Origin of the sequence: Mesorhizobium sp. BR1-1-2 (assembly GCF_020165435.1) — a bacterium.
In the GTDB taxonomy this organism is placed as follows: Bacteria; Pseudomonadota; Alphaproteobacteria; order Rhizobiales; family Rhizobiaceae; genus Mesorhizobium.
This window is the reverse complement of the sequence record NZ_JAIUID010000004.1, coordinates 275028-297572: the sequence shown is the minus strand read 5'-3', so window position 1 is coordinate 297572 and position 22545 is coordinate 275028. Positions and strand designations below refer to the sequence as shown.

Annotated in this window: 25 protein-coding genes; 14 read left to right on the top strand and 11 right to left on the bottom strand. The window is 64.3% G+C overall.

Going from position 1 to position 22545, the window contains the following annotated elements:
- Positions 1 to 186: 186 nt before the first annotated feature.
- On the top strand, positions 187 to 1176 hold the full coding sequence (locus LB551_RS11085) for a BMP family protein (protein WP_140549543.1): 990 nt from the start codon (positions 187 to 189) through the stop codon (positions 1174 to 1176).
- Positions 1177 to 1300: 124 nt separating this feature from the next.
- Here LB551_RS11085 and LB551_RS11080 read toward each other — a convergent pair whose 3' ends face one another.
- Positions 1301 to 1708 (bottom strand): hypothetical protein, encoded by a 408-nt coding sequence (locus LB551_RS11080; RefSeq protein ID WP_140549542.1) that lies wholly within the window; start codon positions 1706 to 1708, stop codon positions 1301 to 1303.
- A 17-nt stretch (positions 1709 to 1725) separates the two neighbouring features.
- Positions 1726 to 1935: a SlyX family protein gene (locus tag LB551_RS11075; RefSeq protein WP_140549541.1), complete on the bottom strand. Its 210-nt coding sequence runs from the start codon at positions 1933 to 1935 to the stop codon at positions 1726 to 1728.
- A 215-nt stretch (positions 1936 to 2150) separates the two neighbouring features.
- On the opposite strand from LB551_RS11075, the gene LB551_RS11070 reads away from it, so the two are divergent.
- The 6 genes from LB551_RS11070 to deoA all read left to right on the top strand — a co-directional run bounded on the left by LB551_RS11070 (position 2151) and on the right by deoA (position 8373).
- On the top strand, positions 2151 to 3683 hold the full coding sequence (locus LB551_RS11070) for an ABC transporter ATP-binding protein (RefSeq protein ID WP_140549989.1): 1533 nt from the start codon (positions 2151 to 2153) through the stop codon (positions 3681 to 3683).
- A complete protein-coding gene (locus LB551_RS11065; RefSeq protein WP_224659185.1) occupies positions 3680 to 4819 on the top strand; it encodes an ABC transporter permease in 1140 nt (379 codons plus the stop codon). Before LB551_RS11070 ends, LB551_RS11065 begins: the two co-directional genes overlap by 4 nt.
- Positions 4820 to 5791, top strand: a complete 972-nt coding sequence (locus LB551_RS11060; protein ID WP_140496358.1) for an ABC transporter permease — start codon at positions 4820 to 4822, stop codon at positions 5789 to 5791. It abuts the gene before it with no gap.
- Between the two features lie 70 nt (positions 5792 to 5861).
- Positions 5862 to 6254 carry a cytidine deaminase gene (gene cdd, locus LB551_RS11055; RefSeq protein ID WP_140549988.1) on the top strand — a complete coding sequence of 131 codons (393 nt, stop codon included), beginning with the start codon at positions 5862 to 5864 and terminating at the stop codon, positions 6252 to 6254.
- Positions 6251 to 7054, top strand: coding sequence for a purine-nucleoside phosphorylase (locus tag LB551_RS11050; RefSeq protein WP_140549538.1), 804 nt, complete (start codon positions 6251 to 6253; stop codon positions 7052 to 7054). The genes cdd and LB551_RS11050 overlap by 4 nt, the downstream gene beginning before the upstream one ends.
- On the top strand, positions 7054 to 8373 hold the full coding sequence (deoA, locus tag LB551_RS11045; RefSeq protein ID WP_224659184.1) for a thymidine phosphorylase: 1320 nt from the start codon (positions 7054 to 7056) through the stop codon (positions 8371 to 8373). The genes LB551_RS11050 and deoA overlap by 1 nt, the downstream gene beginning before the upstream one ends.
- A 46-nt stretch (positions 8374 to 8419) precedes the next feature.
- Here the strand turns inward: deoA and LB551_RS11040 are convergent, their stop codons facing one another.
- The 3 genes from LB551_RS11040 to LB551_RS11030 all read right to left on the bottom strand — a co-directional run bounded on the left by LB551_RS11040 (position 8420) and on the right by LB551_RS11030 (position 10904).
- A complete protein-coding gene (locus LB551_RS11040) occupies positions 8420 to 8983 on the bottom strand; it encodes a TIGR02281 family clan AA aspartic protease (RefSeq protein WP_140549536.1) in 564 nt (187 codons plus the stop codon).
- Positions 8984 to 9169: 186 nt separating this feature from the next.
- Positions 9170 to 9799, bottom strand: coding sequence for a uracil phosphoribosyltransferase (upp, locus tag LB551_RS11035; RefSeq protein WP_140496366.1), 630 nt, complete (start codon positions 9797 to 9799; stop codon positions 9170 to 9172).
- A 130-nt stretch (positions 9800 to 9929) separates the two neighbouring features.
- Positions 9930 to 10904: an adenosine deaminase gene (locus LB551_RS11030; RefSeq protein ID WP_224659183.1), complete on the bottom strand. Its 975-nt coding sequence runs from the start codon at positions 10902 to 10904 to the stop codon at positions 9930 to 9932.
- 134 nt (positions 10905 to 11038) lie between these two features.
- Between LB551_RS11030 and ubiE the strand changes: the two genes are divergently transcribed.
- The 5 genes from ubiE to coaBC all read left to right on the top strand — a co-directional run bounded on the left by ubiE (position 11039) and on the right by coaBC (position 15392).
- On the top strand, positions 11039 to 11815 hold the full coding sequence (gene ubiE, locus LB551_RS11025; RefSeq protein WP_224659182.1) for a bifunctional demethylmenaquinone methyltransferase/2-methoxy-6-polyprenyl-1,4-benzoquinol methylase UbiE: 777 nt from the start codon (positions 11039 to 11041) through the stop codon (positions 11813 to 11815).
- Positions 11816 to 11828: 13 nt separating this feature from the next.
- The gene (gene ubiB, locus LB551_RS11020) at positions 11829 to 13403 is read left to right on the top strand and encodes a 2-polyprenylphenol 6-hydroxylase (protein WP_224659181.1); all 1575 of its coding nucleotides are present in this window, start codon (positions 11829 to 11831) and stop codon (positions 13401 to 13403) included.
- 78 nt (positions 13404 to 13481) lie between these two features.
- Positions 13482 to 13739: a FitA-like ribbon-helix-helix domain-containing protein gene (locus tag LB551_RS11015; protein ID WP_224659180.1), complete on the top strand. Its 258-nt coding sequence runs from the start codon at positions 13482 to 13484 to the stop codon at positions 13737 to 13739.
- 1 nt (position 13740) lies between these two features.
- Positions 13741 to 14163 carry a type II toxin-antitoxin system VapC family toxin gene (locus tag LB551_RS11010; protein ID WP_224659179.1) on the top strand — a complete coding sequence of 141 codons (423 nt, stop codon included), beginning with the start codon at positions 13741 to 13743 and terminating at the stop codon, positions 14161 to 14163.
- Positions 14160 to 15392: a bifunctional phosphopantothenoylcysteine decarboxylase/phosphopantothenate--cysteine ligase CoaBC gene (gene coaBC, locus LB551_RS11005; protein WP_224659178.1), complete on the top strand. Its 1233-nt coding sequence runs from the start codon at positions 14160 to 14162 to the stop codon at positions 15390 to 15392. Before LB551_RS11010 ends, coaBC begins: the two co-directional genes overlap by 4 nt.
- A 63-nt stretch (positions 15393 to 15455) precedes the next feature.
- Here coaBC and LB551_RS11000 read toward each other — a convergent pair whose 3' ends face one another.
- A complete protein-coding gene (locus tag LB551_RS11000) occupies positions 15456 to 16013 on the bottom strand; it encodes an invasion associated locus B family protein (protein ID WP_224659177.1) in 558 nt (185 codons plus the stop codon).
- 374 nt (positions 16014 to 16387) lie between these two features.
- Here LB551_RS11000 and LB551_RS10995 point away from each other — a divergent pair, with 374 nt between their 5' ends.
- Both LB551_RS10995 and LB551_RS10990 read left to right on the top strand, forming a co-directional pair.
- Positions 16388 to 16696 (top strand): hypothetical protein, encoded by a 309-nt coding sequence (locus LB551_RS10995; RefSeq protein WP_224659176.1) that lies wholly within the window; start codon positions 16388 to 16390, stop codon positions 16694 to 16696.
- Positions 16697 to 16819: 123 nt separating this feature from the next.
- Positions 16820 to 17281, top strand: a complete 462-nt coding sequence (locus LB551_RS10990; protein WP_224624035.1) for an NUDIX hydrolase — start codon at positions 16820 to 16822, stop codon at positions 17279 to 17281.
- 20 nt (positions 17282 to 17301) lie between these two features.
- Here LB551_RS10990 and LB551_RS10985 read toward each other — a convergent pair whose 3' ends face one another.
- From LB551_RS10985 to LB551_RS10965, 5 genes are all read right to left on the bottom strand, one after another.
- The gene (locus tag LB551_RS10985) at positions 17302 to 18153 is read right to left on the bottom strand and encodes a citryl-CoA lyase (RefSeq protein WP_224659175.1); all 852 of its coding nucleotides are present in this window, start codon (positions 18151 to 18153) and stop codon (positions 17302 to 17304) included.
- Positions 18150 to 19334, bottom strand: coding sequence for a CaiB/BaiF CoA transferase family protein (locus LB551_RS10980; protein WP_224659174.1), 1185 nt, complete (start codon positions 19332 to 19334; stop codon positions 18150 to 18152). The genes LB551_RS10985 and LB551_RS10980 overlap by 4 nt, the downstream gene beginning before the upstream one ends.
- A 15-nt stretch (positions 19335 to 19349) precedes the next feature.
- Complete coding sequence (locus LB551_RS10975) at positions 19350 to 20873, bottom strand: tripartite tricarboxylate transporter permease (protein WP_140549523.1); 1524 nt, start codon at positions 20871 to 20873, stop codon at positions 19350 to 19352.
- A 4-nt stretch (positions 20874 to 20877) separates the two neighbouring features.
- Positions 20878 to 21414 carry a tripartite tricarboxylate transporter TctB family protein gene (locus LB551_RS10970; RefSeq protein WP_140549522.1) on the bottom strand — a complete coding sequence of 179 codons (537 nt, stop codon included), beginning with the start codon at positions 21412 to 21414 and terminating at the stop codon, positions 20878 to 20880.
- Between the two features lie 129 nt (positions 21415 to 21543).
- Positions 21544 to 22521 carry a Bug family tripartite tricarboxylate transporter substrate binding protein gene (locus tag LB551_RS10965; protein ID WP_224624039.1) on the bottom strand — a complete coding sequence of 326 codons (978 nt, stop codon included), beginning with the start codon at positions 22519 to 22521 and terminating at the stop codon, positions 21544 to 21546.
- Between the last annotated feature and the right edge of the window lie 24 nt (positions 22522 to 22545).

The following is a 22545-nucleotide window of genomic DNA, read 5'->3' as shown; positions in this document are numbered from 1 at the left end:
CGGGCGTCACACCCGCCATGCTTTTCCAAAAGGTCAAAATTCCACGTGAATTTTGTTTCGGGCCGTGCCAGATTGCCGCTGAGCGGGAGGGGAATATACACTCCTGGCTGACGTCGCGCGCATGCCGGAGAACCGGGCAGGCGGGCGGGCGTAACGGAAAAAAATAACCGACAGGGTGTGGATCACATGAAACGTATCGTTCTCGGCCTTCTGGCCGCAACTGCAATGGTTCTTCCGGCTTTCGCCGCGGATGTGCAGCCGGCCATCCTTTATGATCTCGGCGGCAAGTTCGACAAATCCTTCAACGAGGCAGCCTACCATGGCGCCGAAAAGTTCAAGACAGAGACCGGCGTTCCCTATGTCGAGTTCGAGGTCTCCAACGCTTCGCAACGCGAGCAGGCGTTGCGCCGCTTCGCCGAGGACGGCCACAACCCGATCGTCATGGCCGGCTTCGCCTGGGAGGATGCGCTGAAGAAGGTCGCGACCGAATATCCTGACCTCAACTTCGCCATCATCGACGATGCTGTCGACCTGCCCAATGTCCGCTCGCTCGTGTTCAAGGAGAATGAAGGCTCCTATCTCGTCGGCATCATGGCGGCGATGGCCTCCAAAACGAAGAAGGTGAGCTTCGTCGGCGGCATGGACATTCCGCTGATCCGCAAGTTCGAATGCGGCTATGTAGGCGGCGCTAAATCGGCAGGCGCGACCGACGTCATCCAGAACATGACCGGCGACACGCCGGCCGCCTGGAACGACCCGGCCAAGGGTGGCGAGATCGCCAAGACGCAGATCGACCAGGGTTCCGACGTGGTCTATGCGGCTGCGGGCGGCACTGGCGTCGGTGTGCTGCAGGCGGCGGCTGATGCCGGCAAGCTCGGCATCGGTGTCGATTCCAACCAGAACGGCCTTCAGCCCGGCAAGGTTCTGACCTCCATGCTGAAGCGCGTCGACGTTGCCGTCTACACCGCCTTCATGGACGGCAAGAACGGCACCTTCAAGGGTGGCGTCGAAAATCTCGGCCTCAAGGAAGGCGGCGTCGACTACGCCATGGACGACAACAATAAGGCGCTGGTGACCGACGAGATGAAGGCGGCGGTCGAGAAGGCCAAGGCCGACATCATCGCCGGCAAGATCGAGGTGCACGATTACACCGCCGATAACGCCTGCCCGTATTGATCGGTAAGCACTAAGTTTCGAACCGCCGGGTGAAAGTCCGGCGGTTTGTTTTTGAGGCCGGAGGTCGGCCCGGTCGCATAGGACAGCGCCAGTGGGGGAGCGCCCTGTGAGATTGTCGTGGACGTCAGGGCAGAAGCGCACCGCCCGTCGACCAAGCCCCCACGAGGTAGCCAAGGGCAAAGACCGCGATCAGCAAGATGGCGATAACCGCGCCGCGGCGGCCGCCGAGCGCGTGTACGCCGACGCCGTAGGGTTGGCGTTCCAGCTTGCGGATTACCACCGAAGTTTTCGCCTCGTCATCGCCGGGCGGGCGCATCTGCGGCAGTTCGGCGATGCGTTGCGAGATTAGCCGCCAGCGATCGTCGCCGGGAGGTTCAGCGCGGTCGAAAATATGCATGCGCTCGGCAAGCTGGACCACGGCATCGCGAAAGGCGGGGTCGATCTCCAGATCGCGCTCTGCCCGTTCGCGCTCTGCATCGTTCATCAGGCCAAGCACGTAGTCGCCGGCCCTTGCGATGCGGTCGCTGGCCATCGCTCGCGCTCCCTTCCCTACCAGTGCGGCGGTTTGGTCACCGGCACGTCGGGCGCCGCCTGTTCCTCCAGCGCCAGGAAGCGGTCGGTCAGCGCATCGAGCTTGCGCTGCATGCGTTCGATCACCTTCCACTGCTCGGCGATCTGGCCTGACAGTTCCTCGATGGTCTTGTCCTGCTCGGCGGAGCGGATCTCCAGCGTCGTCAGCCGGTCGGCGGGCATGGTCATGCGAAGTCCTCAGGCGTTGCGCCGCAGCGTCAAATCGGCTTCCCCATATTAGCGAATATGAGAGCTTCGGCCACGTTCGAAATTGACAAGCGCGCCGGGATTTGTCGAGAGTGGACGCTGCTCCGGCCAATTGGCACGGGCGGAGCGTCATGCTAGGCATTTTGACCAAGCGATAAAAAAATAAGAGTGGGACAGGCTGCATGGCGCATGCCGCGATCGAACTGGCTGCAATCGAACTGATCGGCATCAACAAGAGTTTTGGCGCCGTGCGCGCCAACCGCGACATCAACCTGGAAATCGCGCGCGGCACCATCCACGGCATCGTCGGCGAGAACGGCGCCGGTAAGTCGACGCTGATGTCGATTCTGTATGGCTTCTACCAGGCCGACAGCGGCGAGATCCGCGTCGGCGGCAAGCCGGCATCGATAAGCACGCCCAACGACGCAATCGCGCTCGGCATCGGTATGGTGCACCAGCATTTCATGCTGGTCGACAATTTCTCGGTCCTGGAGAACGTCATCCTCGGCGCCGAAAGCGACGCCTTGCTGAAGAAAAGCATCACCAAGGCGCGTTCCGAACTGGAGCGGCTGGAGCGCGAATACGGCCTCGAAGTCGATCCCGACGCTATCATCGAGGAATTGCCGGTCGGCCTGCAGCAGCGCGTCGAAATCCTGAAGGCGCTCTATCGCGGCGCCGAGATCCTGATCCTCGACGAGCCGACGGGTGTGCTGACGCCGGCCGAGGCCGACCACCTCTTCCGCATCCTCAAGCAATTGAAGGAGCAGGGAAAGACGGTGGTGCTGATCACCCACAAATTGCGCGAGATCATGGCCATCACCGACACGGTTTCGGTGATGCGCCAGGGCACGATGGTGGCAACCAGGGAAACGAAGAAGACCACCGTCGCGGAACTGGCCGAGCTGATGGTCGGGCGCCGCGTGCTCTTGCGGGTGGAGAAGGGCGAAGCGGAAGCCGGCGCGGTAAAACTCGCGGTCAAGAACCTGACGGTCAAGGATTCCCGCGGCGTCACCATGGTCGACGACATCTCCTTCGACCTGCGCGCCGGCGAGATCGTCGGCATCGCCGGTGTCGCCGGCAACGGCCAGTCCGAACTGCTCGAGGCGATCTCCGGCATCAGGCACGCCGTTTCCGGTTCGGTGATGCTCGAGGGCAAACCCATCGATCTCACCGGCAAAGCCGATCCCGGCGAACTGCGCGACCGCGGCCTGGCCCATGTGCCTGAGGATCGCCATCATGTCGGGCTGGTGCTGGCCTTCGAGGAGAACGAGAATTCCATCCTCGGCTACCATGACGATCCCCGGTATCTGAAAGGGCCGTTCCTGAATATCGATGCCATCATGGCCGATGCCAAGGACAAGATCGAGAAATACGATATCCGCCCCGGCAATCCTCGGCTGAAGACCGCCAACTTCTCCGGCGGCAACCAGCAGAAGATCGTGCTCGCGCGGGAAATCGAACAGGACCCCGGCGTTCTCATCGTCGGCCAGCCGACGCGCGGCGTCGATGTCGGCGCCATCGAATTCATCCACAAGCGCCTGATCGCCATGCGCGACCAAGGCAAGGCCGTGCTGGTCGTGTCGGTCGAGCTCGATGAGATCCGGTCGCTCTCCGACCGCATCCTGGTGATGTTTGCCGGCCGCATCGTCGGCGAGCGCGGGCCGGAGGCGAGCGAAGGCGAGCTCGGCCTGCTGATGGCGGGTGTTGAGCGCCAGGAGGCGGCGCAATGAGCACGCCCTATGCCAAATTGCCGACCTGGGCCGACTATGGGCTGATCCCGCTGATCAATCTGTCGGTGGCCTTCATCGTCGCCGGCTTCGTCGTGCTTCTGGTCGGCGAGAACCCGTTCCGTGCCGCCGTCATCCTGGTCGAGGGCGCCTTCGGCAAGGGAACAGGCATCGCCTTCACCCTCTTTTATGCCACCACCTTCATCTTCACCGGGCTTTCGGTGGCGGTGGCCGCGCATTGCGGCCTGTTCAACATCGGCACCGAGGGGCAGGCCTACATCGCGGGCCTCGGCATCGCCATCGTCTGTCTTTCCTTCGACAGCGTGCTGCCATGGTGGCTGACATTCCCGCTGGCCATCGTGGCTTCGGCGCTTGTGGGCGCGTTGTGGGCGCTGATCCCCGCCTATCTGCAGGCCAGGCGCGGCTCGCACATCGTCATCACCACCATCATGTTCAACTTCATCGCCGCCTCGATCATGGTCTACCTGCTGGTCGGCCCGCTGAAACCGGCAGCCTCGCAGGCGCCGCAGACGCGCAACTTCCTGGCGGGCGCGGAATTGCCGAAGCTCAACTGGGTCATCGAGCTGTTCGGCGCCAAGATCCGCTCGGCGCCGCTCAACGTCACCTTCCTGCTCGCGCTGCTCATGGCCTTCCTGGTCTGGCTGCTGATCTGGCGCACCAGGCTCGGCTATGAGATGCGCACCTACGGCCACAGCCCGAAGGCGGCGCGCTATGCCGGCATTTCGGAAACCCGCATCATCATCACCGCCATGATGATCTCGGGCGCGCTCGCCGGCATGATGGCGCTCAATCCGGTGATGGGCGACCAGCATAATGTCGCGATCGACTTCGTCAGCGGCGCCGGTTTCGTCGGCATCGCCGTGGCGCTGATGGGTCGCCTGCACCCTGTCGGCATCGTGCTGGCGGCCATCCTGTTCGGCATGCTCTACCAGGGCGGCGCCGAACTCGCCTTCGAGATGCCTGCGATCAGCCGTGACATGATCGTGATCATTCAAGGGTTGGTCATCCTGTTCGCCGGTGCTCTCGAACACATGTTCAGGCCTTACATCCAGGCGCTGTTCGCCTCGCTCAGCCCGAGGTCGGTCGGCATGGAAGCGGTCAAGGGAAAAGGCGCCTGAATGGACACCTTCAACGCCATCGTCCAGACGCTGGACTCCACCATCCGCCTCTCGGTGCCGCTGCTGCTAGCCTGCCTGGCCGGCCTCTATTCGGAACGCGCCGGCATCTTCGACATCGGCCTCGAAGGCAAGATGCTGGTCGGCGCCTTCGCCGGTGCGGCGGCCGCGTCGGTTTTCCATTCGGCCTTTCTCGGACTGGGCATGGCGATCCTGATCTCGGTCGCGTTCGCCATGATCCACGGCTTTGCCTCGATCACCCATCGCGGCAACCAGATCGTTTCCGGCGTGGCGATCAACTTCATCGCCGCCGGCTCGACCATCATCCTCGGCCAGGCCTGGTTCCAGCAAGGCGGGCGCACGCCGGCTCTGGAACCAGCCGAGCGGTTCGAGGCGATCACATGGCCCGGCGCCGAGACGATCCGCGACGTGCCGTTTCTCGGGCCGATCTATTCGGAACTGCTGTCGGGCCACTCGATACTGGTCTATCTCGCCTTCGCGATGGTGCCGTTCACCTGGTGGGTGCTGTTTCGCACGCGCTTCGGCCTCAGGCTGCGCGCGGTCGGCGAAAACCCGGCCGCGGTGGACACCGCCGGCATCTCGGTCGCCTGGCTGCGCTACAGGGCGCTGATCTGCACCGGCATCCTGACCGGCGTCGCCGGCGCCTATCTGTCGATGGTGCAGAATGGCGGCTTCGTGAAGGACATGACGGCCGGCAAGGGCTACATCGCGCTGGCCGCATTGATCTTTGCCAAGTGGAAGCCGGTCAACGCCATGTTCGCCTGCCTGCTGTTCGGCTTCCTCGACGCCCTGTCGATCCGCCTGCAAGGCTCGCCGCTGCCGCTCATCGGCAAGGTGCCGGTGCAGTTCATGCAGGCCCTGCCCTATATTCTCACCGTCATCCTGCTCGCCGGTTTCATCGGCAAGGCGATCCCGCCGCGCGCCGGCGGCGTGCCTTATGTCAAGGAACGCTGAGCATCGAGGGCGCGGCCCGGCGCAAAAGAAGCGCCGGCTTTTGAACAAGATCATCGGAGAGAACACTGAAATGTCGCATGAATTGTTCGAAGCGGCGAAGGCAGCCATGGCCAAGGCCTATGCCCCCTATTCGAAATTTCCGGTCGGTGCGGCACTTCGCACCGAGGACGGGCGCGTCTTCACAGGCGCCAACATCGAGGTAGCCTCCTATCCGGAAGGCTGGTGCGCCGAGACGACGGCGCTCGGCCATTACATCATGGGCGGCGGCGGCAAGATCGTGGAAATCGCCGTCATTGCCGAGCGCATGGCCAAATGCTCGCCTTGCGGCGGCTGCCGGCAGCGGCTGGCCGAATTCTGCCGTCCGGAAACGAAACTTTACCTCTGCGACAATGCGGGCGTCGCCGAAACCGTGACCATGGGCGATATGCTGCCTTACGGCTTTCGCGGCGACATGCTGAAATGAAGGAAGCGCTCGACCATCTGATCGAACGGCTGGACGGCCTGGCGCCGACCACGGCGCTGGTGCTGGGTTCTGGCCTGGGAGGGCTGGTCAGCCAGGTCGAGAACCCGATCCGTGTTTCCTATGCCGATCTGCCCGGCTTTCCCAGAAGCGGCGTTTCCGGCCATGCCGGAGAGGTGGTGGCCGGGCTGTTTGCCGACACACCGGTGCTGATGCTGTCGGGCCGCGCCCACTATTACGAGCACGGCAACGCGGCGGCCATGCGGCCTGTGCTGGAGGTGCTTGCCGGCACTGGCATCACCAAGCTGATCCTCACCAATGCCGCCGGCTCGGTCGATCCGGAGATGGGGCCGGGTTCGGTCATGCTGATATCGGACCACATCAATTTCTCCGGCACCAACCCGCTGATCGGCGAGCCGAGCGACCGCCGCTTCGTCGGCCTGACCGAAGCCTACGATGCGGGCATCCGCAAGGCGATCGAACAGGCGGCGAAGGCGACCGGCACGGCGCTGCACAAGGGCGTCTACATGTGGTTCTCCGGCCCGTGCTTCGAAACGCCGGCCGAGATCCGCATGGCGCGCATCATGGGCGCCAACGCCGTCGGCATGTCGACCGTACCGGAAGTCATCCTTGCCCGTTTCCTTGGCCTGCGTGTCGCCGCCTGCTCGATCATCACCAACCTTGCCGCCGGCATGACCGGGGCCGAGCTTTCGCACCAGGAAACCAAGGATATGGCTCCGGTCGGCGGCGCGCGGCTGGCGACGATCCTGAAGCGTGTGTTCCGCGACGGGCTGTTGGACTGATGCTTCCGCAGGAAATCATCCGCCACAAGCGTGACGGCCACAGGCTGCCGGCGCGCGAAATCGCCGACTTCATCGCCGGCGTAACCGATGGCGCCGTCACCGACGGCCAGGTCGCGGCTTTCGCCATGGCGGTGTTCTTCAACGGCATGAGCCGCGACGAGGCCGTCGCGCTGACACTGGCCATGCGCGATTCCGGCGACGTGCTCGACTGGTCGGACCTGCCCGGCCCGGTCACGGACAAACATTCGACGGGCGGCGTCGGCGACAACGTCTCGCTGATGCTGGCGCCGATCGTCGCTGCCTGCGGCGCCTATGTGCCGATGATATCGGGCCGTGGCCTCGGCCACACCGGCGGCACGCTGGACAAGATGGATTCCATCCCCGGCTATGCCAGCCAGCCCGACATCGCGCTGTTTCGCAAGGCGGTGCTGGAAACCGGCTGCGCCATCATCGGCCAGACCGCGGACCTCGCGCCGGCCGACCGCAGGCTCTATGCCATCCGTGACGTGACCGGAACCGTGGAGTCGGTGCCGCTGATCACCGCCTCCATCCTGTCGAAGAAACTGGCGGCGGGCCTGGGCTCGCTGGTGCTCGACGTCAAGGTCGGCAATGGCGCCTTCATGGAGAAGTCGCGCGATGCGACGGCGCTCGCCAGCAGCCTGGTCGAAGTCGCAAGCGGCGCCGGACTGAAGGTTTCGGCGCTGATCACCGGCATGAACGAGCCGCTGGCCTCAGCCGCCGGCAATGCGGTCGAGGTGCGCAACGCCGTCGATTTCCTGACCGGCCGCCTTCGCGACCGGCGCCTGGAGGATGTGACGCTGGCGCTCGCCGCCGAAATGCTGCAGGCGGCGGGACTGGTGCCGTCCAACCAGGACGGCATGCGGCGCGCCACCGAAACGCTTGCCAGCGGCCGCGCCGCCGCCACCTTCGCGCGCATGGTGACGGTGCTCGGCGGCCCAGCCGATTTCATCGACAAGCCGGAACGATATTTGCCCGTTGCGCCAACGGAACACGCGGTGAGAGCGACCGCGGACGGCTTCGTCACCGGCATTGCCACGCGCGATATCGGCCTTGCCGTGGTCGGGCTGGGCGGCGGCCGCACCCGGCCCGACGACAAGGTCGACCCGGCGGTCGGCATCACCAGGCTGTTGCCGGTCGGCGCCGAGGTTCGAGCTGGCGAGCCGCTGGCGCTGGTCCATGCCCGCTCGGTGTCCGACGCCGAAGCCGCGGCGGCAACGGTGCTTTCGGCCTATGCGATCGGCGCTTCCAAGCCGCCTGCCGACAAATCGGTCATCCGGCGCATCCTGCCGCGTGGCTAAAGCAATTCCAGGAAAAGTACGTACAGCTCCGACCGGCCGTGCCCGCTCATTGGACAAGAAGCAGCGTGCCGTTTTCGGCCTGATACTTGCCCAGCCGATTGAGAAAGCTCATGCCGATCAAATTGGTGCGCAGCGCCTTGTCGTCGAGCACGATGGCCTGCACGTCGTTGACGGTGATGCTGCCGATCTGCAGGCGGTCGATCATCACCACCGCCGCGTTGATCGTGCCGTTGGCCGTATTGACCTCATGACTGAAATCCGACGGGTTCAGCGACAATCCGATCCTGCGCGCCGTCGAGGTGTTGACGGCGACCAGTGTCGCTCCGGTATCGATCATGCCGTCGATCTGGCGTCCGTTGAGTTTGAAGGCCGACGAGAAATGCCCTCGCGCGTCGGCCGTGACGACGACCTTGCGGCCCATCGGCAACGGCGCCACCGGCTTGTCGGGAGCCGCTGCCAAGGCGACCTCCGGACGGGCGTCGCCCGCCGGCTTGGCTGTCATCGTCTTTTTCAGCAGGCTTTCGAACATCTGCGGATTCGACTGATAGACAATCGGGATGGATGCCGATGTACCGGCAAAGACGCTGAGGATAAGTAGCTTGCGCAGCATGGATCGGCCCCGGCGCATGACCCCGAAAATCGGGATCGATTTTCGGAAAGGATCACGCGCAAATCAAAGTGCTGCGGCGTCCGACAGGACGCGCGGCGCTGTCGTGAAGGCCAATCCTTAACGCGGGATGGTGTTTGCCGTTTTAACGCCGCTCGAAACCGCGCCGTTGCGTAAACTTTCGGTAAATCACTTTGTCCCGTACATGCGGTCGCCGGCGTCGCCGAGGCCGGGCATGATGTATCCCTTCTCGTTGAGCTGGCGATCGATGGAAGCCGTGAAGACGGGAACGTCGGGATGTGCCTTGGTGAAGCGCTCGATGCCTTCGGGCGCCGCCAGCAGGCACAGAAAGCGGATGTTGGTGGCGCCGCGCCCCTTCAACTTGTCGATCGCCGCGATCGCGGAATTGGCGGTGGCCAGCATCGGATCGACGACGATGACCAGCCGGTCGGCGAGGTCGCTCGGCGCCTTGAAGAAATATTCGACCGCTTCCAGCGTCTCATGGTCGCGATAGAGGCCGATATGGGCGACGCGGGCCGCCGGCACCAGGTCCAGCAGGCCTTCGAGCAACCCATTGCCGGCGCGCAGCACGGAGGCGAACACCAGCTTCTTGCCTTCCAGCGTCGGCGCCTCCATCGTTTCGATCGGCGTTTCGATGGTCGTCGTCGTGAGTTCGAGATTGCGCGTCACCTCATAGCCGAGCAGCAGCGATATCTCGCGCAGCAGCCGCCGGAACCCGGCCGTCGAGGTCTCCTTCTTGCGCATGATGCTCAGCTTGTGCTGGACAAGCGGGTGGTCGACGACGGTGACGCCCTTCATGATGTGCTCCGACGTGGTTCGTGGTGAGTAGCCAATAGTGAGTAGTGAATAGTGAGCCGATTTGCGAGTCCCGATGCGCGCTCGGCCCAACTGCCCACTGCTGGCCAGTCACTGTTCACCCAGCCTTCATTCACCTGGCCTTCGCATCCAGCCGGCTGAGCAGCGTCGCCTTGGTCTTCCTGTCGACGAAAGCGGCCTCGATGGCCGTTCGGGTGACGGCGGCCAGCGCCTTCTCGTTCATCGAGAAATATTCCGCCGCGATGTCGTATTCGCGTTTCAGCGAGGTCCAGAAATAGGGCGGGTCATCCGAGTTGAGCGTCACCTTGCAGCCGGCCGCGAGCAGCGCGGGGAATGGGTGAGCGGCGAAACTGTCGAACACTTTCAGCGCGATGTTGGAGCCGGGACAGCATTCCAGCACCACCCCCTCCTCGGCGATGCGCCGGACAAGATCGGGGTTCTCGATTGCGCGCACGCCATGGCCGATGCGCGACGGGCGGATGTGATCGAGCGCCGCCTGGACCGTCTCCCATCCCGTCAGTTCGCCGGCATGGACGGTAATGCCGAGTCCGGCCTCGCGGGCGATTTCGAAAGCCCTGACATAGTCCTCCATCTCGCCGACCCTCTCGTCGCCGGCGACGCCGAAGCCGGTTACCAGCGGATGTCCGCAGCGCGCGGCGAAGCGCGCTGCCCGCTCGATGGACTCGACCCCGGCATGGCGCACGCCGGTGACGATCATGCGGCCCTCGATGCCGGTCTTGGCCTTGGCGCGGGCCATGCCTTCGCCGAGCGCGTCAGTATAGGCCTTGGGGGACAGGCCCGCCTTCGTGGCATGATCCGGCGAGGTGAAGACCTCTGAGTAGATAGCGCCGTCACGAGCCAGGCTGGTCAGATAATGGTCAGCCAGCCGCGCATAGTCTTCCTCGGTCCGGAACAAGTCGGAGGCGAAATCATAGGCGGCGAGAAAGGAGGTGAAATCGTGCCAGACGAAAGAGCCGTTCTGGATATAGGGCGAGGTGTCCTTGCCGTATTTCTGCGCCTGGCGGATGACGAGTTCCGGTGCCGCTGCCCCTTCGATGTGGCAGTGCAGTTCCGCTTTCAAAGGCATTCAAACATCCCGTCGGTCAGTCCAGGTCTCGAAAACCCGCCACCTGGAAGCGCGGCTGAACACCGCGCCTTAAACAATAGCGCCCGCACCATCGATCGGCTATGGTCCCGCCGGTTTTATGACGGATCAAAAAAATGTCAGTTGAGAGAACCACGGCCGCCGGCGGCATGGAAACCTCCTATGGTTTCAAGCGTGTAGGGGCAGGCGACAAGCAGCCCCTGGTCAACGATGTTTTCCACAAGGTGGCCAACCGCTACGATCTGATGAACGACCTGATGTCGGGCGGCCTGCACCGGCTGTGGAAGGATGCCATGGTAACCTGGCTCAATCCGCCGAAGCGGCCGGGCTGGCGCGTGCTCGATGTCGCCGGCGGCACCGGCGACATTGCCTTTCGCATCGTCGATGCCAGCCATGGGCATGCTCATGCCACCGTGCTCGACATCAATGGCTCGATGCTCGCCGTCGGTCGCGACAGGGCGCAAAAGAAAGGTATGTCCGGCAACACCGACTTCGTCGAAGCCAATGCCGAGGAACTGCCCTTCGCGGACGCCACCTTCGACGCCTACACCATCGCTTTCGGCATCCGCAACGTGCCCAGGATCGACGTCGCGCTCAGCGAAGCATTCCGCGTGCTGAAGCCCGGCGGGCGGTTCCTGTGTCTGGAATTTTCCGAGGTCGAGATGCCGTTGCTCGACAAGGCCTACGAGGCCTGGTCGTTCAAGGCCATTCCGAAGATCGGCAAGGCCGTCACCGGCGACGGCGAGCCTTATTCCTATCTCGTCGAGTCGATCGCGAAATTCCCCAACCAGGCGAATTTTGCTTCCATGATAACCCGTGCGGGCTTCGATCGGGTCTCGTTCCGCAACTATTCCGGCGGCATCGCCGCGCTTCATTCGGGCTGGAAGCTTTGAGGCAGGCCCGGGCATGAGCACCGTCAGCGCTGGATTTCGGCTCATGCGGGCCGGCTGGGTGCTTGTGCGCGAGGGCGTCGTCGCCGCTTTGCCTGGCGAGGAACTGTCCGGCCTGCCGAAATTGGGCTGGCGGCTGGCGCGGCTGTTTACCCGCCGCCGCGCACTCGCCTATGAGCGCAGCGACCGGCTGGCCAAGGCGGTGGTCCGGCTTGGGCCCTCCTATGTCAAGCTTGGCCAGTTTCTGGCGACACGACCCGATGTCGTCGGCAACGACATGGCGCTCGATCTCGCCATGCTGCAGGACAAGATGCACACCTTCCCGACGGCCGAGGCGGTGGCGGCCATCGAGGGCTCGCTCGGGCGCAAGCTCGGCGACCTCTACACGCAGTTCGGCGACCCGGTCGCCGCGGCCTCCATCGCCCAGGTCCATGCCGCTGAAACGATCGATGGCGGCGTCGCCAGGAAGGTGGCGGTCAAGGTGATCCGGCCGGGCGTGCGCCGCCGCTTCTTCCAGGATCTCGAAAGCTATTTCCTCGCCGCCCGCCTGCAGGAGAAATACATCCCCTCCTCACGCCGGCTGCGGCCTGTGGAGGTGACCGAGACGCTGGCGCAGACCACCAAGATCGAGATGGACCTTCGCCTCGAGGCGGCCGCGCTTTCGGAACTTGGTCAAGGCACCAGGGAGGATCCGGGCTTTCGCGTCCCTTCCGTCGACTGGGAACGCACCGGCCGCGACGTGCTGACCATGGAGTGGGTCGACGGCATCAAGATGAACGACATCGCCGGACTCGCCGCCGCGGGACACGATCTGAGGGCAATCGCGGCCAACCTGATCCAGTCGTTCTTGCGCCATACGCTGCGTGACGGCTTCTTCCACGCCGACATGCATCCGGGCAACCTGTTCGTCGAGGCTGATGGCACGATCGTCGCCGTCGATCTCGGCATTGCCGGCAGGCTCGGCAAGAAGGAGCGCCGGTTCCTCGCCGAAATCCTCTACGGCTTCATCACGCGCGACTATCTGCGCGTCGCCGAGGTTCATTTCGAGGCCGGCTACGTGCCGCGCCAGCACAATGTCGCGGCCTTCGCCCAGGCGATCCGTGCCATCGGCGAGCCGATCCATGGCCAGCCGGCCGAGACCATTTCCATGGCCAAGCTTCTGACGCTGCTGTTCGAGGTGACCGAACTCTTCGATATGGCGACGCGGCCCGAACTGATCCTTCTGCAGAAAACCATGGTGGTGGTCGAGGGCGTGGCGCGCACGCTCGATCCGGCCTTCAACATGTGGAAGACCGCCGAACCTGTGGTCAGCGGCTGGATATCGGGAAATCTCGGGCCAAGCGGCCTGCTGGCCGACGCCCGCGACGGCGGCAAGGCGATGCTGACGCTGATCCGCCAAGCCCCCGAGTTGGCAGCGCGAACCGAGCGGCTGTCGCGCGAGATCGACCTGATTGCCGAGCATGGTCTGCGCTTCGACGAGGCGACGGCCCGCGCCATCGGCAAGGCCGAAGCACGCTATACCCGCTCCGGCCGCCTGGCGCTGTGGGTGATCGCGCTGACGTTGGTCTACATCGCCTGGAAGCTGCTCTGAGCGATCTGCATGCAATGACAGCAGTGCTGTCATTGCATGCAGATCGCTTCGGGACTATATGGAGGGTAGGAGCAAAATATGAGCACCATTACCATCCGCAATCTCGACGCCGGCGTGAAGCAGAAATTGCGTGAGCGGGCTGCCGTGAAGGGAGTCTCAATGGAAGAGGAAGCGCGTAGCGCTCTCGCCAGGAGTGTCCTTTCGGACGACTCGGATCAAGGCGCTCGGGGAGAGTCCCTTTATGCTGTTATTCGTAGGCTGGTTGAGCCGCATGGTGGTTTCGATATCGACTTGCCGGAGCGCGGCCCAGCGCGCGAGCCACCGAAATTCGACTGACATGTTCGTGCTGGATACGAATGTTGTTTCGGAAACTTTCAAGCCATTGCCTGATGCGGGAGTGGCTGCCTGGATGGATAGCCCGTCCGCGATCCGCTCACATATCACTGCGATGACCAAAGCAGAGCTGCTCCTGGGGCTTGCGTACATGCCAGATGGAAAACGCAAAACTGCGCTGGGCAGTGTCATCGGGGCCTTTTTCACCACATGGCTCAAGACCCCAGTGCTCGCGTTCGGTGACCGCGAGGCAGAAGCATATGCGGAGATTGTTTCAAGGAGACGGTTTCTGGGACGTCCTATCCGCGAATTTGACGCTCAGATCGCTTCGGTCGCTAGGTCGCGGGGCTTTGCGGTCGTAACTCGAAACGTTGCCGACTTTGCCGATTGCGGCGTCAAGATAGTCAATCCTTGGGAAGCCGCATGAGCCTCTCCAACAGACGCGTCCTGCTCATCATCGGCGGCGGCATCGCCGCCTACAAGGCACTCGACCTGATCCGCCGTCTGCGTGAAAGGGGTGCGGCGGTGCGCGTGGTCATGACGTCGGCTGCGCGGGAATTCGTCACCACGCTGTCGGCGGGAGCGCTCTCGGCAGACCATGTCTTCACCGATCTGTTCGATCGCAACGACGAGCACGATGTCGGCCACATCAGGTTGTCGCGCGAGGCCGATCTGCTGGTGGTGGCGCCCGCCACCGCCGACCTGATGGCAAAGCTTGCCAACGGCCATGCCAATGATCTTGCCTCCACGGTGCTCCTGGCCACCGACAAGCCGGTGCTCATGGCGCCGGCCATGAACCCCAGAATGTGGGCGCATCCGGCGACGCGGCGCAACCGTGCGGCGCTGCACAAGGATGGCATCACCTTCGTTGGCCCCGCCAAAGGCGAGATGGCCGAGAGCAACGAAGCCGGCGAAGGCCGCATGGCCGAGCCGCTGGAGATCGTCGCCGCCATCGAAGCGCTGCTCGATACCGGCCCGAAGCCGCTGGCCGGCAAGAAGATCATCGTCACATCGGGCCCGACACACGAGCCGATCGACCCGGTGCGTTACATCGCCAACCGCTCGTCCGGCAAGCAGGGCCATGCCATAGCGGCGGCACTGGCGAGGCTTGGCGCCGACGTGAGGCTGGTCTCCGGGCCCGTCAGCATCGCCGATCCGGCTGGTGTGAAAACCATCCATGTCGAGCGGGCGCAGGAGATGCGCGATGCCGTGGAACAGCTTCTGCCCGCCGATGCGGCGGTGTTCGTCGCCGCCGTCGCCGATTGGCGCACCGACAGCTCAGCCGGCGAGAAGATCAAGAAGGCGCCGGGCGAAGGCCCGCCGGTGCTGCGCATGGTCGAAAACCCTGACATCCTTGCGGGCGTCGGGCATCACAGGCAGCGGCCGGCGCTGGTGGTCGGCTTCGCCGCCGAGACGCAGGACCTCTTGCGCAACGCCGAAGCCAAGCTGAGGAAGAAGGGCGCCGATTTCATTGTCGCCAACGACGTCTCGCGCGAAAGCGGCATCGGTCCATCCGGTGTGATGGGCGGCGACCGCAACCGGGTTCGCATCGTCTCGAAGACCGGCGCCGAGGAATGGCCCGAGATGAGCAAGGACGAAGTGGCGGCCCGGCTCGCCACCCTGATCGCAGAACGGCTAAAAACGACCGTAGCGTGACGAGCTGGACCGTCGGAATTCCTAAGACAAAGGCTTAGCGCGATTCTGTGGAACGCTGAACCGCTAGTCGGCAAGAAGCTCCGCAGTCCGTGCGAGCGCACTGCCGAAGCCGTTGAGCGGAATGGAGAAGCTGACCGCTTGCCCCGTATCCGCTGCGAAGGCATCGATCTTCAAGGTGGTGCCCCCCTTGAGCATTGGGATTGCGTTGGCATCGAACGCCACCGGCACCAGACAGCCGACGGGCTGGCAGGTGTTGAACTGCAAGCTGCCGTCCAGCTTCTGGTCGTCGATCGTCAGGCTGACGCCCTTGGCGAGCGCCAGACCGAACGGCAGAGCGAGCGTGCCGGTCGCGTCTTCGCCCGTCTTGCTCGACAGCTCTATCGCCAGCAGACGCTGGTTGCTTTGCTTATTGAACTGCTGGTGCGACAGGCTGCATACCTTGGCCGCGCCCGATACCTGGCAGTTGACCGTCCAGTCGCCATGGGTTTCGGACAGGGCCGATGCACCGCCGGGCAGCTGCGGCGGGTTGACGGCATTGGCGGCGGGCGCCGCTGCCGCGCCTTTTGTCTGTGCCGCCGCGGCCGGCAGACCGGCGATGCAGGCAGCCCCCAGCAACGCCATCAGATACGCATGCTTCCTCATAAGGACCCCTTTTGCCTGGCTCCATCCTGAGCCAGCTGGAAGCTGACCTTGAGGGACGCACTGTCGGCGTTCTGTTTGACCGTTTCCCCGAAGGCGCCGTTACATCCCGACGGACATGCCGACGCCGTTGACGCCATGGAATTCGAGACCAGCGTCAACCCAATAGAGCGGCGAATCGATCGCCTCCGTCAAGTGCGATGCGGGCGGCGGGGCAGATTCTCCTCCGCCGCGAAGGGGGCGCGATCACGCGATTTCCTGTTAATCGGCACTCTGGCGTGGCACGAGGGGACAAACGCACTATATGTAGGGTGAAATTTTGTTGTGCGGGAATTTTGTTGTGCGGGAATGAGCAGATGTTGGCGCTTCGGCCATCGACGGTTTTCATAACGGCGGCATTCGCAGCCGCGACGCTGGCGGGCATTTGCCTGCCTGCTTCCGCGCAGGTGCTCATTCCCTCCGTCGACAACAACGCGCTGATCCAGCAGAACGATCTGCAGGCCTTGCAAAACCGTGTCCAGCGGCAGCAGTTTCAGCAACAGCAGCAACAGAATCGGGCTCAGGACCGGGTGATCGTGCAACAGCCGCCGCCCATCGTGCCGCGGGTCAAGCCAAACTGCCAGACGCAGATAATCGGCAACACCGCCGTAAGCACCTGCCGCTGAGGCGGGCTTCCCTTTTATTTAGCCGACTTACATGGTAGGGGCGTTCCGGTGCCCCTGCGGCAGTTTGGGTTTTGCAACGACACCGCGTCACGGTATGGGCACTGCACCGACTGGATTTTACGAATGGCAGCCACCAAGAAAAAGGCCGTGCGCAAGGCCAAGAAGGGCGAGACGATCCGCCAGGTCGCGGCTATCCCTTTTCGGCTGGACCAGCGCGGCGACATCGAGGTGATGCTGGTCACCTCGCGCACCACCAGGCGCTTCATCGTACCCAAGGGCTGGCCGATGAAAGGCAAGAGCGGACGCAAGGCGGCCACCATCGAGGCGCAGGAAGAAGCCGGCGTACTCGGCAAGACCCTGAAGCAGCCGGCGGGCACCTATTCCTATTGGAAGCGGTTGGCCAACCGTTTCGTCCGCGTCGATGTCATCGTCTATCTGTTGGAAGTAACGCAAGAGCTTGCCGACTGGCAGGAAGCCAAACGGCGGCAACGGGCCTGGCTGGCGCCGGCGGATGCGGCCATGCTCATCGACGAACCCGAACTTTCGACGCTGGTAAGGACCTTGAAGCTTCCCCAGCCCGCATAAATCGGCCCCGCGTAAGGGCCTCACGCCCCGGCGCCGTCCTCTTCGGGGAGCGATCGCACCGGCGTACCGGTATAGGCCCATAGCCATTCGCGTGGCAGCGGACCCTTGTTCCGCTCGGCTTGCTGCGATTGTTCCCAGGCATGCGCCAGAATGCCGACCGAGCGCGACAGCACGAAAAGCCCTCGCGTCAGCGGTGGCGGAAAGCCGAGCTCGCCGTAAATGACGGCGGTCGCGCCATCGATGTTGAGCGGTATCTTTTTGCCCTTGCGTCGCGCGACCTCCGCCTCGATCGCCTCGGCGATGTCGGCGAAGCGGCCATTGATCACGCCACGCGCGGCAAACTCCCGAGTCAGTTCCATAAGGCGCGGCGCGCGCGGGTCGACCGGATGGAAGCGATGGCCCAGCCCCGGCACGTAGCCCTTTTCCCCGGCAAAGAACCGGTCAAGCCGCCCCGAGACAGCCTCTTTCAGCGTCGTGCCGCCATCGAGCGCCGCGGCAATGTCGCCATAGAAGGCAAGCGCCTGCTCGCCGGCGCCGCCATGCACGTCGCCAAGCACGTTGATGGCCGAAGCCATGGCGCTGTTGATGCCGATACCGCAGGTCGCCGCCATGCGGGCGATGGCGATCGACGGCGCCTGCGGCCCGTGGTCGACTGCGGCGCCCAGCGCAATGCCGAGCAGCGCGGCCTCTTCCTCGCTGGGCAATTCGCCGCGCAGCATCAGCCAGATGACAGCCGGAAAGCTGACGCGGCCGATCAGGTCCTGGATTTCATAGCCGCGCAGCCGGATGACGCCCGGCCACATTTCGATAATGCCAGTCTGCCACCACTCCTCGCCGCGCTCGCGGCCGGTTTTCTCGTCCGTCCCGCTCATGTCAGTGCCTTTGCCTTGGCTCGCGGCGACAGGCCGGCGAACACCTCGTCCATATGCTCGCCCAAGGCCGGCGGCGGCAGCGTCGGCAAGGGCGCGGCACCATCGACCGTGAAGCCGCCGCGCAGAACCGTCAGCGGCTTCTCCATGTCAGCCACGCCGTCGAAATCCCTGGTCATCTGGCGCTCTAGCACCTGCGGTTCGGCCAGCACTTGCGGGATCGTCAGCACCCTGCCCGCCGGCACCCCGGCGCGGTTCAATTTTTCTTCCCACGCAGCCGCCGGGCCATTCGCCAGCGCTTCCTCGATCTCGATCTTCAGCGCCGCACGGTTCCTCTTGCGCGTCTCGCGCTCGGCAAAGCGCGGATCCGACGCCAGCTCCGACCGTTCGATAAGCCGGCAAAGCGTCACGAACTGCTCCTGCTTGTTGGCGGCGATGTTGAGCAGGCCGTCGCCGGTGCGGAAGGCGCCCGACGGTGCCGCCGTCATGTTCTCATTGCCCATCGGCTTGGGATCGACCCCGGCCGTCAGATAGTTCGAAACCGGCCAGCCAAGCGCCGACAATGTGCATTCAAGCATCGACACGTCCAGGAAGGCACCCTCGCCGCTCGTCTTCTGCCTCACCAGCGCCGAGACGATGGCGAAGGCCCCGACCAGTCCGCCCAGCGTGTCGGCGACGGGATAGCCGACCCGCAAGGGTGCTGTCTCCGGCGTGCCGGTGATGCTCATGATGCCCGAAAGGCCCTGGATGATCTGGTCATAGGCCGGATTGTCGCGCATCGGCCCGGTCTGGCCGAAGCCTGATATCGCGCAGTAGACAAGGCTGGGGCGGACCGCCTTCAGCGCCTCGTAACCGAGGCCAAGCCGGTCCATGACGCCGGGGCGGAAGTTTTCCACCAGCGCATCGGCGCTGGCAACCAGGTCCAGGAAGCGTTCGCGCTCGGCTTCCTTCTTGAGATCGAGCACGACGGAGCGTTTGCCGGCGTTCTGCGCCAGGAACGAAGCGCCCATTCCGGCCTCGTTGAGTTCCGGGGAACCGCCGAGCTGGCGTGCCAGGTCGCCGCCTTGCGGCGCCTCGACCTTGATCACGTCGGCGCCGAGCAGCGCCAACTGGTAAGCGCAATAGGGCCCGGCCAGGACGTTGGTCAGGTCGAGCACGCGAATACCGGAAAGCAGGTCTGTCATGTCACTTCAAATCGATCAGGCATCGCCCGGCACATGCTCCGGCCCGCGCAACCGGCGGCGTTCGATGTAGGCCCAGATATGCGGCCCGACCAGGCCGATGAAGGCCAGCGTCAGCAGGGTCAGCGACAGCGGGTGCTTGTAGAACACCGACCAGTCGCCGTTCGAGATCGTCATGGCGCGGCGGAACTGGGTTTCGGCGAGCGGTCCCAGGATCATGCCGATGATGACGGGCGCGGTCGGGAAATCGAAGCGCCGCATCAGGAAGCCGGCCGCACCCAGGAGATAGAGGATGGCGAGGTCGATCGGCGACTGCGAGATGCCGTAGGTGCCGACGGTGGCGAAAACCAGGATGCCGGCATAGAGCTGCGGCGCCGGGATCTTCAGCAGCCGCACCCAAAGCCCGATCAGCGGCAGGTTGAGGATGACGAGAATGACGTTGGCGATGAACAGGCTGGCGATCAGTCCCCAGACCAGATTGCCTTGTGTCGTCAGAAGCAGCGGGCCTGGATTGATGCCGTAGCTCTGGAAGGCCGAAAGCATGATTGCCGCCGTCGCCGAGGTCGGCAGGCCGAGCGTCAGCATCGGCACCAGCACACCGGCGGCCGAGGCATTGTTGGCGGCCTCCGGACCGGCTACGCCCTCGATGGCGCCAACCGTGCCGAATTCCTGCTTGTGCTTCGAAAGCTTCTTTTCGATGGCATAGGACAGGAACGTCGGGATCTCGGCGCCGCCGGCGGGCATGGCGCCGATCGGGAAGCCTATCGCGGCGCCGCGCAACCAGGGCTTCCACGAGCGCCCCCATTCGGCCGCCGTCATGTAGAGCGAGCCCTTCAGCGGCACGATCTCGTCCTTGCCGGCATAACGGCGCGAGGCCATGTAGAGCGTCTCGCCGACGGCGAACAGACCGACGGCGGCGATGATGACGTCGACGCCGTCGAGCAGTTCGGTCATGCCGAAGGTGAAGCGCGGCTGGCCGGTCTGCAGGTCGACCCCGATCATGCCTATAACAAAGCCGGCGAACAGGCTGGTCAGGCCGCGCACCGAGGACGAGCCGAGCACCGCCGAAACCGTGATGAAAGCAAGCACCATTAGCGAGAAATACTCGGCCGGGCCGAAGGCCAGCGCGAACCTGACCACGATAGGCGCCAGGAAGGCGACGCCCAGCGTGCCGAGCGTGCCGGCGACGAAGGAGCCGATCGCCGAGGTGGCAAGTGCAGCGCCGCCGCGCCCGGACCGGGCCATCTTGTTGCCTTCCAGCGCGGTGACGATGGTGGCGCTTTCGCCTGGCGTGTTGAGCAGGATCGACGTCGTCGAGCCGCCATACATGGCGCCGTAATAGATGCCGGCAAACAGGATGAACGAAGCCTCCGGCGCAACCTGGTAGGTGATCGGCAGAAGCAGCGCGATGGTCAATGCCGGTCCGAGGCCGGGCAGCACGCCGATGGCGGTGCCAAGCGTGGTGCCGAGCAGGCACCACAGAAGATTGACCGGGGTGAAGGCGACGGCGAAACCGTGTGCCAGATGGCCTAGCGTTTCCATGGCGTCAGCCTCCCAGCGTGCTGGTGAACGCATCGATCACCGTATTCAGCTGGTTCTCGATGAAACCGGCGCCGATATTGACGCCGAGCGCCTTGGCGAAGCCGAAATAGGCGGCCAGCGCCAGCACGAGGCCAGTGAGCGCATCGCGCAGCGTATGCCGGCTGCCGAAGCCGTAGCAGACCAGAACGAACATGATGACGGATGCCGCGGTGAAGCCGAGCGGCTGGATCAGGAGCAGGTTGGCGATAAGACCGATGACGACGAAGCCCATCGCCTTCCAGTCGGTCGGCGTCTCCCTTTCCTCTTCCGGCTGCCAGCCGCCGCGCAGTGCGGCGACGATGAGCAGGAGCGAAAGAACCACCAGGCCGAACATGGTGAGGTAGGGAAAGACGGTGGGGCCGACCTTGGAGTAGAGCGGCGACACCGGGATCGCCAGCGTCTGCCAGGCAACCGCCCCGGCACAGGCCAGAAGCCCGATGCCGATCAGCAGTTCGGGCACGGCAAGGCGCGAGGACGCAGCCTGCTGGTCGCTGGTGCTCATGAATGTCCTCCCAAGACAGCCGGCATTCCATAGCCAGCTTTCATCCTACCTTCATCCCCGGTGGATCGCACGTCCATGCGATCGGCGGGAGGAAAAAGGGCGGACCATGGCCCGCCCGCTTCAGGCAAATCAGGCGAGCCCGAGATCCTTGAGGATGGCTTCGATGCGGGCCGTATCCTCGGCGAGGAACTTCGCATAATCGTCGCCGGTGAGCAGGATGGGCGTCCAGTTGCGGTTCTTGCATTCCGTGGCCCAGGCATCGCTCTTGGCCATGGTCTCGACCAGCGTGATCATCGCCGCCTTGTCGGTATCGGAGACGCCGGGGGGTGCGAAGACGCCGCGCCAGTTGAACAGTTCGACGTCGATGCCGGCTTCCTTCAGCGTTGGAGCATCGATGCCCTCCTGCCGCTTGTCGGCGGAAATGGCGAGCAGCCTGAGCGCCCCTGCCTTGACCTGTTCGGAGAACTCGCCGAAGCCGGAAATGCCCGCCGCCACCTGGTTGCCGAGCAGCGCCGACAGGGCCTCGCCGCCGCCCGCGAACGGCACGTAGGACAGGTTTGTCGCCGGCACGCCCGCTGTCTTGGCGATCAGGCCGAACAGGATATGGTCCGAACCGCCGGCCGAGCCGCCGGCAACGGGAACCTTCGTCGGATCCTCTTTAAGCGCGGCGACGAAATCGGCGGCCGTCTTGAACGGCGAGGCCGCCGGCACCACCAGCGCTTCGAACTCGCCGGTGAGCCGGGCGATCGGCGTGACCTGCGTCAAATTGTTGGCAGCCTTGTTGGCGATGATGGCGCCGACCATGACCATGCCGCCAACCATCAGCGAATTGCCCTTGCCGTTCCATTGACTGATGAATTGCGGCAGCCCCACCGTGCCGCCGGCGCCGCCGACATTGGTGATCTGCGAGCCGGAGATCAGCTTCTCGCTGCGCATCACCTGGTCCATCGTGCGCGCGGTCTGGTCCCAGCCGCCTCCGGGCGCCGCCGGCACGAAAATCTGTATCTGCGGCGTGCCTTGGGCAAGGGCGGGAGAAAGACGCGACGCCACCAGCCCGGCGGCCCCCGCGGCAGCGGTGCTCATCAAAAATCTGCGTCTGTTCAGCATGGGATTCCTCCAAATCACGACACC